The 15,349-nt window shown below is 68.9% G+C and carries 8 protein-coding genes; 1 reads left to right on the top strand and 7 read right to left on the bottom strand.

What is annotated here, in order from left to right; translation table 11 throughout:
• Positions 1-59 precede the first annotated feature (59 nt).
• From ACNQS7_RS26565 to ACNQS7_RS26555, 3 genes are all read right to left on the bottom strand, one after another.
• The gene (locus tag ACNQS7_RS26565) at positions 60-3,752 is read right to left on the bottom strand and encodes a PPE family protein (RefSeq protein ID WP_418014884.1); all 3,693 of its coding nucleotides are present in this window, start codon (positions 3,750-3,752) and stop codon (positions 60-62) included.
• 81 nt (positions 3,753-3,833) lie between these two features.
• Entirely contained in the window at positions 3,834-9,506 is a 5,673-nt protein-coding gene (locus tag ACNQS7_RS26560; protein WP_418014883.1) for a PE family protein, read from the bottom strand.
• 509 nt (positions 9,507-10,015) lie between these two features.
• The gene (locus ACNQS7_RS26555; RefSeq protein WP_418016161.1) at positions 10,016-10,804 is read right to left on the bottom strand and encodes a (2Z,6E)-farnesyl diphosphate synthase; all 789 of its coding nucleotides are present in this window, start codon (positions 10,802-10,804) and stop codon (positions 10,016-10,018) included.
• A gap of 145 nt (positions 10,805-10,949) precedes the next feature.
• On the opposite strand from ACNQS7_RS26555, the gene trhA reads away from it, so the two are divergent.
• Positions 10,950-11,690, top strand: a complete 741-nt coding sequence (gene trhA, locus ACNQS7_RS26550; protein ID WP_418014882.1) for a PAQR family membrane homeostasis protein TrhA — start codon at positions 10,950-10,952, stop codon at positions 11,688-11,690.
• Positions 11,691-11,694: 4 nt separating this feature from the next.
• Here the strand turns inward: trhA and ACNQS7_RS26545 are convergent, their stop codons facing one another.
• From ACNQS7_RS26545 to mca, 4 genes are read right to left on the bottom strand one after another with little or no spacing between them, the layout of a single operon-like run.
• The gene (locus ACNQS7_RS26545; protein ID WP_418014881.1) at positions 11,695-12,078 is read right to left on the bottom strand and encodes a nuclear transport factor 2 family protein; all 384 of its coding nucleotides are present in this window, start codon (positions 12,076-12,078) and stop codon (positions 11,695-11,697) included.
• A 13-nt stretch (positions 12,079-12,091) separates the two neighbouring features.
• Positions 12,092-14,104 (bottom strand): thioredoxin domain-containing protein, encoded by a 2,013-nt coding sequence (locus ACNQS7_RS26540; protein ID WP_418014880.1) that lies wholly within the window; start codon positions 14,102-14,104, stop codon positions 12,092-12,094.
• A complete protein-coding gene (locus ACNQS7_RS26535; protein ID WP_418014879.1) occupies positions 14,091-14,375 on the bottom strand; it encodes a hypothetical protein in 285 nt (94 codons plus the stop codon). The genes ACNQS7_RS26540 and ACNQS7_RS26535 overlap by 14 nt, the downstream gene beginning before the upstream one ends.
• The gene (gene mca, locus ACNQS7_RS26530; protein WP_310773261.1) at positions 14,372-15,241 is read right to left on the bottom strand and encodes a mycothiol conjugate amidase Mca; all 870 of its coding nucleotides are present in this window, start codon (positions 15,239-15,241) and stop codon (positions 14,372-14,374) included. The genes ACNQS7_RS26535 and mca overlap by 4 nt, the downstream gene beginning before the upstream one ends.
• Positions 15,242-15,349 lie beyond the last annotated feature (108 nt).

Raw genomic sequence — 15,349 nt, 5'->3', positions numbered from 1 at the left:
TCGGGGGTGGTAGGTGCTGCAGAACAACGCTCGGCTGTCCGGGGCGGGGAGGCACGTCATCAGCCGGCCACCCAGTCCGCCAGCGCCGCCTGCAGCGCACTGAACTGGCCGTTCCAGAAGCCGGAGACCTGGCTGCCGATGTTGCCGACGCCAGAGATCATGGCCGCGGTGTTCGCGGCCAGGGTGCTTGTGTTGGCGAATCCGGAGATGGCGGTCCCGAGGTTCTGCCAGCCGGACAGCAACGAACCGGCGTTGTACCAGCCCGAGGTCAGCGCCCCGTTGGCGTTGGCGAAGCCCGAACTCAGATCGCTGGAGTTGAAGAAACCTGAAGTGCCGCCGGAACTGCCGTTGAAGAAACCCGACGCCAACGACCCCACGGAGTTCCCGATACCGAGCAGCCCCGGCACCCTGAGGTTGAGTTGGCCGAGGAGCGTCAACTGGATGGGCAGCGCAAAGTCCGCGCCATACACGACGTCCATCAGGACGATCGGGTTGATGACGATTGGGTCCACAATTGCGGACGGGACGACTCCATTGATGTTGACGAGACCGAGCGCACTCATGTTGACCGGGACGTTGACAATGATCGGGTAGATGGTGATCGGGTCGAACTGGCCGGTGATCGGGATCGCCACGTTGGTACTCGCCACCAGGTCGATCGGAATCGCCGGGAAATTGATCGGGATGGTGAAACCGTCGAGCACTCGGCTGTCGGCCAGGATGAATGAACCGGTGTTCATGCTGCCGGTGTTGAAGGAACCGGTGTTGAGGTCGCCCGAGTTGGCGAAGCCGGTGTTGATGCTGCCGCCGTTGAAGGCTCCGGTGTTGAGGTCGCCCGCGTTGGCGGACCCGGTGTTGAAGCTGCCGGCGTTGAAACTTCCCGAGTTGTAGCTGCCGGTGTTACCGAAGCCGGCGTTGTAGCTGCCGGTGTTGCCGATACCGGTGTTGCCGATGCTGGTGTTACCGATGCCGGTGTTGTAGTCACCGGCGTTGCCGATACCGGTGTTACCGGTACCGGAGTTGAAGAAGCCACGGTTACCGGTGCCGGAGTTGAACAGGCCGATGTTGTCGGTACCGGCGTTCAAGCCGCCGAAGCCGACGTTGCCGCTGCCGAGCAACCCGATACCGGAGTTGTTGTCCCCCCAGTTAGCCACGCCGCTGTTGCCGTTACCCCAGTTACCGAAACCGATGTTGCCGTTGCCGGTGTTACCGAAGCCGATGTTGCCGCTGCCCGAGTTGCCGAAACCGATGTTGCCGTCGCCCAGGTTGCCGAACCCGAAGTTGTTGCTACCCAGGTCACCGAACCCGAAGTTGTAGTCCCCGAAGTTGCCGCCACCGAAGTTGAAGTCACCGACGTTGCCGAAGCCGAAGTTCAGCTGGCCGATGTTGCCGCCGCCCACGTTCAGGCCACCCTGGTTGCCCAACCCGATGCTCACGGTGGTGAAGTCGGTCACCGCGTTGTGGAAGAACCCGGAGACCTCGCTGCCGACATTGCCGAAGCCAGAGATGACCGCGGCCTGCGCCGCGTCCAACGAGCTCGCGTTGAACCAGCCCGAGATGCTGTTGCCCAGGTTGCGCATGCCCGACGTCAGGTCGCCCACATTGCCCACACCCGAGGCACCCAGTCCCATGTTCTGCCACCCCGAACTGCCCGCACCGGTGTTGAAGAACCCCGAGGAACCGCCCGAGCCGCTGTTGAAGAACCCCGACGACGGGGTCGCCGTCGTGTTGCCGAAGCCCATGCCCACCGGGATCGAGAACAACGGAATATCGATCGGGCCGATGGTGCCGACGATGCCCCCGTATGTGGTGTATCCCGGGGCGCCGAGTGTGAAGTGCAGCCGTGGTCCGCTGATCGTGATGCTCGGAACGTCGATGGGACCGATGGTGCCGGAGGTGTTGCTGAGAGTGCCCAGGTTGAGCACCCCGATGTTCCACGGCTGAGTGGTGATGTCGAATGTGCCGCCGGCGATCGTCGTGTTCACCGGGAAGCGCATCCCGAAGTCCACGGGAATCTGGTTGATGTGGACCGAGTAGGAAACACTGGTCGCGCCCTGGGCGTCGCCGCGGACGAACATCCCGACGTTCATGTTGCCGGAGTTGCCGATGCCGGTGTTGATGTCCCCGGAGTTACCGATACCGGTGTTGAGGTCGCCGGTATTGAACCAGCCGGTGTTGGTGTCACCACCGTTGAAGTCACCGCTGTTGAAACTGCCCTCGTTGAAGCTTCCGGTGTTGTAGCTGCCGCGGTTACCGATACCGGTATTGAAATTGCCCGGATTGAACAGACCGGTGTTGGCGGTGCCGGAGTTGCCGATACCGGTGTTGTAACTGCCGGTATTGAACAACCCGGAGTTGCCCACGCCGGCATTCAAGATGCCGCGCAGGTCAACACCGGAGTTGCCGATCCCGATGTTGCCGTTACCGGTGTTGCCGAATCCGATGTTGTTATCCCCGGTGTTACCGAACCCGATATTGCCGGTACCGGTATTGCCGAAGGCGTCGGTGGTGGCTGCGGCAACAGCCGCCAACGGACCGCCACCGGTATAGCCGGCGCTCAGGCTCTGCAGCAGGCTGCTCAGCTGCACACCGCCGCCCGCGCTCAGCACGGTGCCCACCAGGCCGGTCAAGCCGCCGCTGTTCACCACCGCCGTCGAATTCAGCACGCTGGTCACCAGGCTGCCCGCGCCCGGGTTCGCCAATACGGCGTTGACAGCGCTGGTCAGCGCAGGGCTGTTCGCAACGGTGTGCACCGCCTGAGTGACCGCCTGGCTACCGAGCACGTTGGTCAGCGCCGCCGTGAAGTTGGGATTGCTGAGCAGGCCCGTCACCAACTTGGTCAAACCGGGGCTGCTGAGCGCCGTGGTCACCAAACCAGTCACATTCGGAGAGCCGACGACCTGAGTGAGCAGGTTCTCCCAGCCGCCGACGCTGAGCTGACGACCCCAACCAGCGAAGGACCCGAAGCCACGAGCGGAGGACGCAGCCGACGCGAGCGCGCCGCTACCCGTGCCGCCCCAGCCGAGGGCCTGCAGCTTCAGATTCGCCAGGCCCCCGGTGCCTGTCTGCACACCGCGCAGAATGCTGCCGAGGTCAGCTCCACCGAATCTGAAGCTGCCCAGCAAACTGCTCAGATTCCCAGATCCACCGCGTGCCGCAGCGGCGACGGCGGTCGCGAGGCCCGACGCCTGCGTGGCCACCGCCTTGGCCACGCCACCGGCGCCGCCCAAGGCCAGAGGCAGCTTCGTGAACGGGGTCAGCGCCGCAGCCGCCGCCGACGCGCCGCCGTGATAGCCCAACATCGCGACGATGTCCTGCGCCCAGAACTCCTCATAAGCCGCCTCCGCGGCCGCGATCGCCGGTGCATTCTGTCCGAAGATGTTCGACAACACCAGCGATACGAACGAATTCCGGTTGCCCGCAATCAATGCCGGATGCACGATCGTGGACCGCGCCGTCTCGTAGGCCGACACCACCACCCGGGCCTGCGACGCCGCCTGCTCGGCCACCGCTCCCGCGGCACTAAGCCACGCCGCATAGGGGGAGGCCGCCGCCCCCATCGCCGCCGCAGCCGGGCCCTGCCACGCGTCGTTGACCAGCCCGGAGGTCACCGCCTCGAAGAACGACGACGCCGAGCCGAGCTCGGCAGCCAAACCGTCCCACGCCGACGCCACCGACGCCATCGGCGCCGATCCCGCGCCGAGCAACATGTTCAGCGAGTTGATCTCAGGTGGCAAGGTCAGGAAACTCACCGGCTCAATCCTCTTCCTAACATTTCAGACGATCGCTGTTCGACGTGTGTGCAGTAGTACCTAGCGGGCCGGGTTGAGGTGTTACGTGCCGTTAGGACCGTTGATGCCCGCAGTACCTGCGGCGCCGCCCGTACCCGGAGTGCCCGCCGCACCGCCGCCGCCGCCCGTACCGGGGATGCCGTTGGTGCCGTTGCCGCCATCGAGCCCGCCGCCCAGGCCGGTTCCGCCGGTACCGCCAATGGCGTGGTTGCCGCCGGCGCCGCCGTTCGCGCCGTTGCCGGCAGTTCCACCGATGCCGGTGCCCGTCGGGGTGCCGCCACCGCCGCCGGCGCCGCCCTGCCCGCCGTTGCCGGAGTTCCCGGCGTTTCCACCGTTCCCGCCGCCGTTGCCGTCACCGCCGTCGCCGCCGACACCGCCGACACCGCCCGAGCCGGCTGTGCCGGCATTGCCACCTTGACCACCATTCTGGTTGGTACCAAGGCCATTGCCGCCCTTGCCGCCGGCGCCTGAGGTGCCGCCGGCGCCGGCTTGCCCGCCATTACCACCGGCCGCACCTGCGGTCGTGTCGGTACCGGCACCACCAGCACCGCCGGCGCCACCGGCACCGCCGTTACCGCTCGCACCACCATTGCCGCCCAGGCCGCCAGGTTGGCTACCGCTGGAACCTTGACCGCCAGTGCCACCGGCACCGCCGGCACCGCCCTGACCGCCGGCGCCACCGTCGCCACCGCCGCTCGCCGCCCCGTTGGTGCCGCCGCCGATCGCGGTGCCGCCGGACGCGCCAGCGCCACCGGCACCACCCACACCGGCGTTGCCGCCGGCGCCACCGGCGCGTGCGTCGCGGTTGGCGGCCGTGTTGCTGTTTTGGCCATTGCCCCCCGTGGCGCCGTTACCGCCGTTGCCAGCCTGGCCACCGTCACCGGCGCTACCCGCTGCGCCACCGTTCTGGCCATTGCCACCCGCACCCGCGTTACCGCCGGCGCCGCCGTCACCGCCGGTACCACCGCCGCCACCGTTGCCACCGGTCGTACCGGTGGCGGCTCCACCAGTACCCCCGACGGATCCGATGCCACCCTTGCCACCGTTGCCACCAACGCCACCGTCGGTGGTCGCGGTGCCGGCACCACCGGTACCACCGGCGCCGCCGGCGCCACCATCGCCACCAGCACCGCCGGTGCCGCCGTTGGTGCGGTTGCCCGTGCCGGTACCGCCGTTGCCGGCCGTCCCGGCGTTGCCGCCGTCGCCGCCGTTACCGGCGTTACCGGCGGTGCCGTTGTTGCCGAGCGTGGCCGTACCCGCGGCGCCGCCGTTGCCGCCGGCTCCACCCTTGCCTCCGTCGCCCGCTGCACCGCCGGTGCCGGCGGTGCCATTGGCGGTGCTGGAGTTGCCGCCAACCGCACCGTTACCACCCTGGCCGCCCTTGCCGCCGCTTCCGGCGTTGCCGCCATTACCCGCGTCACCGAGGACGGATCCGCCGGCACCGCCGGCGCCACCATTTCCGCCCGCGCCGCCGGTCCCGCCAACGGCGCTGGCTCCACCCGTGGCGCCGGTCCCGCCGTTGCCACCGGTGCCGCCGTTACCGCCGTCACCGTGCGAACCGCCGGCACCACCCTTGCCGCCGCTGCCGCCGGCCGCACCGGTGGTGTTCGCCGCGTTGTCGAAGCCGTTGCCACCGGCACCGCCGTGGCCGCTGTTGGTGGCGTCAGCGCCGTTAGCGCCGTTAGAGCCTGCGGTCGAGCCGGTGCCCGCCACACCACCGGTCCCGACGAGGCCTGCGTCACCGCCCTGACCGCCATTGCTGCCGTTGATGACGCCCGCCGTGCCGTTGGCACCCTTGCCGCCGTCACCGCCGTGGCCCGCTCCACCACCGGCCCCACCGTCTCCGGCAGCACCCACGGTGCCTGCGGTGGCTGCACCACCGTTACCGCCGGCACCACCCTGGCCGCCGGCACCACCCTTGCCACCAGCACCGCCAGCCGTATTCGGGTTCGTCGAGTCGGTGGCATTGCCGCCCGTTCCGCCCTTTGCACCAGCACCACCCATACCGCCGGCCCCGCCGTTACCGGACACCGTGCCGCCGGCACCGCCGTTACCACCGGCACCACCGAAACCGCCGGCAACTGCGTTGCCGCCATTGCCGCCCGAGCCGACCCCGGCCGCACCGTCCTTGCCCGGCAGACCGGCGCCACCGGTGCCGCCGGCCCCGCCGTTGCCGCTCTTCCCGGCGTCGCCACCGTCGCCGCCGGCACCGCCGCCGGCCTGGCCGATACCGCCGGTGCCACCCGCGCCACCGTCACCGGATGTCGCACCGCCAGCACCGCCGTGACCACCGGCACCGCCGATACCCAACGGCGATTGGCCGAGGCCACCCGTACCACCGATGCCGCCGGTACCCGTCGCCCCGCCAGCACCACCGGTGCCACCGGTGCCACCGTTGCCGGCCTGTGCTCCGCTGACTCCGCCGTCACCGCCGGCGCCACCAGCACCGCTGCCATCGCCGGCACCACCGACACCGCCGGTACCGCCGTTACCCAGCACACCGCCGGCACCACCGGTGCCACCGACGCCACCGGTTGCGTTGGAGCCCGCTTCAGCAGCGAAGCCCGCACCGCCGTCACCGCCGTCGCCGCCGAAGGTGGCCGCAGCCCCCGTGCCGCCCTTGGCACCGGCGGCGGAGCCGGAGCCGCCGTTACCGCCAATCCCTCCGGTACCCGGGTTACCGCCCAGACCACCTGCACTGCCGTCGATGTGGGTAGCGGTGCCGGCGGCGCCGTCGCCGCCGTTCCCGCCGATACCGGCGGCACCGCCGTTACCACCGGCGCCACCCACGCCGACCGTTCCCTTCCCAAGTGTCACGCCGCCGCCGTTGCCGCCGAGACCACCCTGGCCACCGACACCACCTTGACCGGCTGCGCCACCAGCAAGAGTCGGATCAATCGAGTCGATACCGGCCGCGCCGGTTCCGCCTTTCCCACCGATACCGCCGGCGCCACCGGCACCCCCGTTGCCGGATATGGAGCCACCTTGCCCACCGGCACCACCCTTACCGCCGATGCCGCCGGTGCCACCGGTTTCGAACTCGGCGGCACCCGTGACGCCCTGGGCGCCGTTGCCACCCTTGCCGCCGGCACCACCGTTACCGACGGCGCCAGCCTGGCCGCCGACGCCACCGTCACCGCCGGCAAGGCCGCTGAGGGTGGGGTCGCTGTAACCATTGCCACCGGCACCACCGTTGCCGCCGCTGGTGGCCGCGGCACCGCCCGCACCGTTGCCGCCGAAGCTCGATCCGACGCCGCCTTGTCCGCCGGCCCCGCCCGTGCCCGGGTTACCACCGATGCCACCCGCGCTGCCGTTGAAGAGGGCGGCGGTGCCATCGGCGCCTCTGCCGCCGTCGCCGCCGAGGCCGGCCGCCCCACCGGCACCACCGTTACCACCCGCACCCACGTTTCCAAGGGGATTCGGCGCGTTGCCGCCGTTGCCCGCGTTGCCGCCGACACCGCCAGTGCCGCCCTTACCACCCGTGCCGCCGATCGCGGTCGGATCCGCTGCATTGGCCCCAGTCGCTCCGGTACCGCCTTGCCCGCCGATCCCGCCGTTGCCACCGGTACCACCGAAGCCGGCGGTTGTTCCGGCTACACCACCATCACCGCCGCGACCACCGTTTCCGCCGGTCCCGCCGGCTCCGTCGTTCTGGGTCGGGTCGGTGCCGGTGGCGCCGATGGCGCCGCTACCGCCGACACCGCCATCGCCGCCGTTACCGACAAGACCGCCGGCGCCGCCGCGCCCGCCGTTACCGCCATTGGCGCCCGGGGTTACCGCGTTCCAGCCCGCGCCACCGGTGCCGCCGTTGCCACCGGTCAGCGGGACCGCACCCGCTGCACCGGAAGCAGCGACGCTGGTTCCGGTGCCGTTCACCCCACCAGCCCCGCCGGCCCCGCCTATACCGGGATTTCCACCCTGGCCGCCGGTACCGCCATTGCGCACAGTCTGGCTGCCGGCGCCGCCGACGCCACCGTCACCGCCGATCCCTGCCGCACCGCCTTGGCCGCCCGCGCCTCCGACGCCGGTTACCCCACCGGTCCCGCTGCCCAGCGCGGTACCCCCAGCACCCCCGGCACCACCGTGGCCGCCGGCCCCGCCATTGCCGCCGAGGCCGCCGGTCCCGCCGGTGGCTCCGGCGACGGTTGCGTCCGCCCCGGTCGCTCCAGCGCCGCCGGCACCACCGAGACCACCCACACCGCCGGCGCCGCCGTTACCGCCGTTGCCCGACACCGCACCGCCGTGACCACCGGCGCCGCCGACGCCACCGATACCGCCGACCGCGCCCGTTCCGCCACCGGCACCCGGGGTAGCACCGTTCGCCCCTGCGGCGCCGGCCACACCGGCACCACCCGCACCACCGTTGCCGCCGTTGCCCGTTACGCCGCCGTCGCCGCCGGCACCACCAGTACCACCGACCACGCCGATACCACCGGTACCGCCGTTGCCACCTGCTCCGCTGCCGTCACCGTTGCCGCCGGCGCCGCCGACGCCCCCGTGACCAGCCGTACCTGCATTGCCGCCGGCACCGCCGTTGCCGCCGGTCGCGTTAGACCCACCGGCGGCAGTAAGGCCCAACCCACCGGCACCGCCGTTGCCGCCGCTGGTGGCCGCGGCGCCCGCGGCGCCGTTCGCCGCGCCGAGCGAACCGGCTCCGCCCACACCACCGATGCCGGGGTTACCGCCCTGGCCGCCAGCGCCACCGTGAATGTTGCCGATGTCGCCGTCGCCGCCGACACCGCCCGCGCCCCCGAGTCCGGCGGCACCACCTGCACCACCCACCCCGCCGGCGCCGAACATGCCCGTGCTGCCGGCAGCGCCGCCGGCACCACCATTACCGCCGGCACCGCCGACGCCTCCCGTCGCGCCACCCCCGACGGCGTCGAAGCCGGAGCCACCGGCACCACCGGCACCTCCCGCGCCACCAGCGCCCGCCGTGCTGAACACCGTCCCGCCGTTGCCGCCCAGCCCGCCGACACCGCCGTTACCGCCGGCGGCACCGGACAACGGGTCGCCGGCGCCACCGGCACCGCCCACGCCGCCCGCGCCACCCGCGCCGAAGAAGCCGGCATTTCCACCGATACCGCCCGCGCCCCCGGTCAAACCTGCGGCGGCGCCGACGCCGCCCGTTCCGCCGATACCGCCGTTGCCGAACAAGATGCCGCCGGAGCCGCCGTTTCCGCCGGCGGCGCCGGCTCCGCCCGTACCACCGATGCCGCCGGTGCCGAACAGGCCGGCGGCGCCGCCGTTACCACCGACCTGGCCCGCCGCACCGGACCCGCCCGCGCCACCGTTGCCCCACAGCAGTCCGCCCGCGCCGCCATTCGCGCCGGTCCCCGCGGCCCCGTCGGTGCCGTTTCCGATCAGAGGGCGCCCAAGCAGCGCGTTGGTCGGCGCGTTGATCAGGTCCATCACGCCCTGCAACGGCGATGCGTTCATCGCCTCGGCGGTCGAATAGGCGTTACTCGCAGAACTGAGGGTTTGCACAAACTGTTGGTGGAATGCCTCCGCCTGAGAGCTCAGCGCTTGATAGCTCTGCGCATGCGAGCCGAAGAGCGCGGCGATGGCTGCCGACACCTCGTCCTGGGCAGCAGGCAGCAAAGCAGCGACAGGTCTCGCCCAGACCCCGTTGGCCTCGTTGATCGACGCACCCAGACTCTGCAAATTCGTTGCCGCAGCAGCGAAGAGGTCAGGGGCAGCCACCAAATACGACATTGCTGAAACTCCTGTGGTTCATGGCCGACGGTTGGACACGCGATTGGGAATGTACATCCACGCGAGACCGAAACACCAGATCTGACAACACGTCTTTTCAGATTTCTCTGGGCGTGTCTGCGGGCCCACTGCTGGGCGCCGTTAGCCGAAGCCTGAATATCCACAATTCCACTATTGAATTCATGTTAGTAAGGCGCTAGTGAAACTGTTGACCCCGGCAATAAATCCATTTCATCAGCGTAATACCTTGGGGCACAACCTATTTAGGACGTTATTAGACATGGCCTACCGATGAGTAACCCCCGAACAATTGGGTCGACATACTAACTAATGTGAGTGTTGTCTATGACCTAGCTAGCCGATCCTGAGCTACACCGCGAATCAGACAAAGTTTGCTACAGGGTCGCGGGCAGTGCCTCCACACGACAGGAATGACACAGTGAGTGTGACAAAACTGGGCCAAAACGACACGCCGAAGGGCGGTGTGACGCCGCTCACCTGGCGCTCGACTACTTGCCGTAGCGACGGTTGCGCATGCTGTAGTCGCGCAGCGCGCGCAGAAAATCGACCCGACGGAACGCCGGCCAGTGCGCCTCGGTGAACCACATCTCCGAGTAGGCGCTCTGCCACAGCAAAAAACCCGACAGCCGCTGCTCGCCTGAGGTTCGGATCACCAGGTCGGGGTCGGGCTGCCCCGAGGTGTACAGATTCTCGGAAATTCCTTCGACGGTTACGGCGTCGATGAGTTCCTCGGCGGTGGCACCGTCGGCCAGTCGCTTGCCCAACAACGCGCGCACCGCGTCGACGATCTCCTGACGGCCGCCGTAGCCCACCGCGACATTGACGTGGAACGACGCGTTCTGCGGTGTGGAGTCCACCGCGTCGCGTAACCGGCGCGCCTGCGCCTCACCCAACAACTGAAGATCGCCGACGGTCCGGACGCTCCAGTGGTTGGCGGGGGCGCAGATTTCTTCGACGACGTCGGTGATGATCTCGATCAGCGCGGCGAGCTCTTCGGGGTCGCGTTGCAAGTTCTCTGTGGAGAGTAGGTAGACGGTGGTCATCTCGATGCCGGCTTCCTGGCACCACCGCAGCATCTCGGCGATCTTGATCGCGCCCATCCGGTAGCCGACACTGACGTCGTCGTATCCCAGGCTGCGCGCCCACCGCCGGTTCCCGTCGCACAACACCGCGATGTGGCGTGGCAACTCGGATCGCGACGCGGCCAAACCCTGCCGCAGTCGCAGCTCGTAGAGCCGGTACAACGGCTCCTTGATCCGCGGCGGGATGATCTCCACGGAATCCCACACTACTGTGACCGACACCAAACTTCGGCCGCCATTTCCGGCAATATCACGCCACGTCTGACGGGGTTCTCTCAGGCAGTCCCGTTAGGCTTGGCCAAAGACATTCACGACCGACAAGGCGAGGGCAGAAGCACAGATGAGCAGCCAGACCAGCACGCTCACCAGTACAGAACCGGATCGGGAAGGTCCATCGCCGGCCAACGCCGCCCACCAGATCGCCGAGGGCGTCGCCAAGGTTCTCAAGAAGCCGCGGTTCCGCGGCTGGATCCACGTCTATTCCGCGGGTGCTGCCGTTTTCGCCGGCGCATCGCTGGTCGCGGTGTCCTGGGCTCTGGACTCGACCAAGGCCGGCCTGGCGACGATGCTGTACACCTTCGCCACCATCATCATGTTCACCGTCAGCGCCACCTACCACCGCGTCAACTGGAAGTCGGACACCGCCCGCATCTGGATGAAGCGGGCCGATCACTCGATGATCTTCATCTTCATCGCCGGCAGCTACACGCCGTTCGCCTTGCTGGCCCTGCCCGGACACGACGGACACGTCGTGCTGGCGATCGTGTGGGGCGGCGCGTTGGCCGGGGTCACGCTCAAGATGCTGTGGCCGACGGCGCCGCGCTGGGTGGGCGTGCCGCTGTACATCCTGCTGGGCTGGGTAGCGGTCTGGTACACCGGCTCGATCCTGCACAACGCCGGGGTCGCCGCGATGGTGCTGCTGTTCGTCGGCGGCGCTCTCTACAGCATCGGCGGGATTCTCTATGCGCTGAAGTGGCCTGACCCGTGGCCGTCGACGTTCGGCTATCACGAGTTCTTCCACGCCTGCACCGCGGTCGCGGCGATCTGCCACTACATCGCGATGTGGTTCGTCGTCTTCTGAGGTTTCAGAGTTGAGTCACGTCGGCCGGTGACCAGTACGCCTTCATCGCGGTGACTTTCCCGTCGGCGTCGAAGACCATCGTCTCGATCGGTTCGATCCGCATCTTGTGGTCGCCGGCGGTGATCGTCAGCCGGAAGTGGAAGGCCGCCTCGTTGCCCGAGACGCGCAGCGTCACCAGTTCGCACTCACGCTCGACGCCCGTGACCGACGAATAGAAGCCCTGGATGGCGCCGGTGCCGATGTGCACCTCGCCGCCGACGGGATCCTCGAGCGTGGCGTCATCGGCGTAGAAGGCCGCCAGGTCATCGGCGCTGCCGCTGGTCACCGTGGCGATGTAGCGGTTGACCGTGTCGGTGATCGCTTGCGTCCTGTCAGCGGTGTTCGGCATGTGACGCACGCTACTACCCGGGGATTCCCAGGGCGGCGGCGAGTTGGTCCGCGCCGGTCACCGGCAAGTCGCAAAGCCGGCCGCGGCACACATAGGCGGCGTCGGCCCCGGCCACCCGGTCGCGTCCGGCCAGCAGTGGCGACGAGTCCGGCGCGCCTCCGATGACGAGCGTCCCGCCGGGCGCCAGTTGGCGGGCAGCGGTGAGCAACGGCGATGCCGGTCCGGCGCACGCGACCGCGATCTGCAGCGGCCCGCGCACGGCGGCCTCGGCAACCGCCAGCCAGTGCCCGGCCGAACGTGGGGCGCGCGCCAGCAGCACCGAATGCGCGTCAAGGGTTTCGCCGACGATATGTAGATACCGCTCGGCCAGGTCCCCCGAAGCCAGGTGTGCGGCAGCGAGCAGCGCCTCGGCGATGGACGAGGCGCCCGACGGCGTCGCCCCGTCCAATGGATCGGCGGGTCGCAGCACGAGTTGCTCGGCGTCGTCGGCGGTGTCGAACCAGCGGCCCGGACGCTGCGGATCGCTGAAATGCTCCACCGCGGTGTCCAGCAGCGCGGTGGCCGCAGCCAACCAGCTGTCGTCGGGACTCAATTGGTATAGCGCCAGCAATCCGGTGGCGAGCATCGCGTAGTCCTCGAGGATGGCCGCGCTGTCCCCCACCACCCCGGCGAGACTGGCACGCCGCAGTCGCCCGTCAACGAGATGCACGTTTAGCAGCGCCGTCGCGCAACGCACTGCCGCGTGCGCCAAACTCGGGTCATCCAGAGCGACACTGGCTTCGGCCAGGGCGGTGATCGCCAGCCCGTTCCAGGAAGTGACCACTTTGTCGTCGCGTCCCGGCTGCGAGCGGGTGAGCCGGGCGCCCAGTAATGCGGCGCGCACCCGTCCCAGACGTTGCGGGTCTTCGGGATCGACGGGCAATTGCAGCACCGATGCCCCGTGCTCGAAGGTGCCCACTCGGGATACCCCGAAAACCTTCGCCGCCCAGCGCCCGTCGTCGGACCCGAGCACCTCGATCAGCTGCGGCGGCGTCCACACGTAGGTCGATCCCTCGCGCCCGTCGGCGTCGGCGTCCAGCGACGAGGTGAACATGTCACCGTCGGCCAGGTCGTCGAGCAGAAAGCGCGCGGTCTGCGCGGCGACCCGGCGGGCCAGCGGATCCCCGGTCCGCCGGGCCCAGTGGGCGTAGAACCGCAGTAGCAGCGCATTGTCGTACAGCATCTTCTCGAAATGCGGCACCACCCAGGCGTGGTCGACGCTGTACCGGGCGAAGCCGCCGGCGAGTTGGTCGTAGATGCCGCCGCGGGCCATGGCTGCACCCGCCCGCGACACCGCCTCCGAGACTTCGGATGACTCGGTGCGTTCGTAGCTGCGGAGCAGGCCCTCGAGCAGCGCCGACGGCGGAAACTTCGGGGCAGTGCCGAATCCGCCGTGCACGACGTCCTGATCCCGCAGCACGGCGGCGACGGCGTCGTCACACAAGCCGGGCACGATCGCCGGCCCACCGCCCGGCAGCCCTGACGCCATCGAGCGCAATTCGCCGGCGATGTGGTCGGAGGCCTCCTCCACCTCGGCGCGCCGTTGCGTCCATGTCTCGTTGATCGCCGAAAGCAGTTGCAGAAAAGCATCTTTGGGGTAGTAGGTGCCGCAGAAGAAGGGCCGTCCGTCCGGGGTGAGGAAGCACGTCATCGGCCAGCCACCCTGCCCGGTGAGCGCGACGGTGGCGTTCATGTAGACCGAGTCGATGTCCGGACGCTCTTCGCGGTCCACCTTGATGCAGACGAACCCGGCGTTCATGGCCGCGGCCACCTCGTCGTCCTCGAACGATTCGTGGGCCATCACGTGGCACCAGTGGCAGGCGGCGTAACCGATGGACAGCAGCACCGGCACGTCACGCGCAGCGGACTCGGCGAGTGCTTGCGGACCCCACTGCTGCCAGTGCACCGGGTTGTCGGCGTGCTGGCGCAGGTACGGGCTGGTGGCCTGGCCGAGTGTGTTCGTCCCGGGCAGGTCAGCCGGGCTCATGGGCCGAGCCCGGCGGCCGGTTGCTGTCAGCGTCGGTGGCCGGAGGCTCGACCGTGTCAGTGCCTTCATCGGCGGCTTGATCCGGCTCGGGGTGCTGGCGATCGAAGGACTCCGGGACCTTCTTGAGCTGCCTGTTCATCGAACGGACCAGGAACACGGTGGCGACGATGAGCAGCACGACCACCACCAGCCCCAGGGGACTGGCCTTGCCGAAATCCGGTCCGTTGTTCTTCGGGCCGGCAGCGATCACGGTGAGCAGAAAGTGGTTCACGGCTCGAAGATCCCCTCGAACAGATCGGTCTCCGGTATGCGGGCCGGCACCCGCGAGCGGGCCAGCTCGAACTCTTCAGTCGGCCACAGCCGCTCCTGCCACTCGATCGGCGCGGCGAAGAACTCGGCGTTCGGATCGATCTGGGTGGCGTGGGCGATCAGGGCATCGTCGCGTTGACCGAAATACGCCGAGCACTCCACGCGGGTGGTCACCCGCTTCTCGAAGTGATCGTTCTCCGGAAGCCAGTGCGTCAGCCACTTCTCGAACGGACCCTCCTGGCCGTTCTTGGCGAATTCGTCCTGCAGCAGCTGCATCCGCGCCCGCAGGAAACCGTGCACGTAATACAGCTTGGACACCGACCACGGCTCCCCGGCGTCGGGGAACCGTCGATAATCGCCCGCCGCTTCGTAGGCGCTGACGGATACCTCGTGGCAGCGGATGTGGTCCGGGTGCGGGTAGCCGCCGTTCTCGTCGTAGGTGATCATCACGTGCGGCTGAAACTCCCTGACCACCCGCACCAGCGCTTCGGTGGACTCTTCCAACGGCACCAGGGCGAAGCAGCCCTCGGGCAGGGGCGGCGGCGGGTCGCCCTTGGGCAGGCCGGAGTCGATGAAGCCCAGCCAGTGGTGTTCGACGCCGAGGATCTCGGCGGCCTTGGCCATCTCGTCCCGGCGAATTTCGTGGATATGTCCGTGCACATCGGGAAGGTCCATCGCCGGGTTCAGGATCTCACCGCGCTCGCCGCCGGTCAGCGTCACCACCATGACGCGGTGGCCCTCATCGGCATAGCGCGCCAGCGTCGCGGCCCCCTTGCTGGATTCGTCGTCGGGGTGGGCGTGCACCGCCATCAATCGCAGTTTGCTCACGAGCTCCCTTGCATCTGTTCTTCCGAGTCCGTCCATTGGCCGCCCACCGACCGTGTGAGTGCCCCCTATACTTCCAGTTCTCCTGTACCCCACAACTCCCGAGGGCAT

It is taken from the genome of Mycobacterium sp. 23 (genome assembly GCF_048287075.1).
Lineage (GTDB): Bacteria > Actinomycetota > Actinomycetes > Mycobacteriales > Mycobacteriaceae > Mycobacterium > Mycobacterium gordonae_B.
Note: the sequence above shows the minus strand (reverse complement) of the source record. Positions and strands in the feature narration are given on the sequence as shown.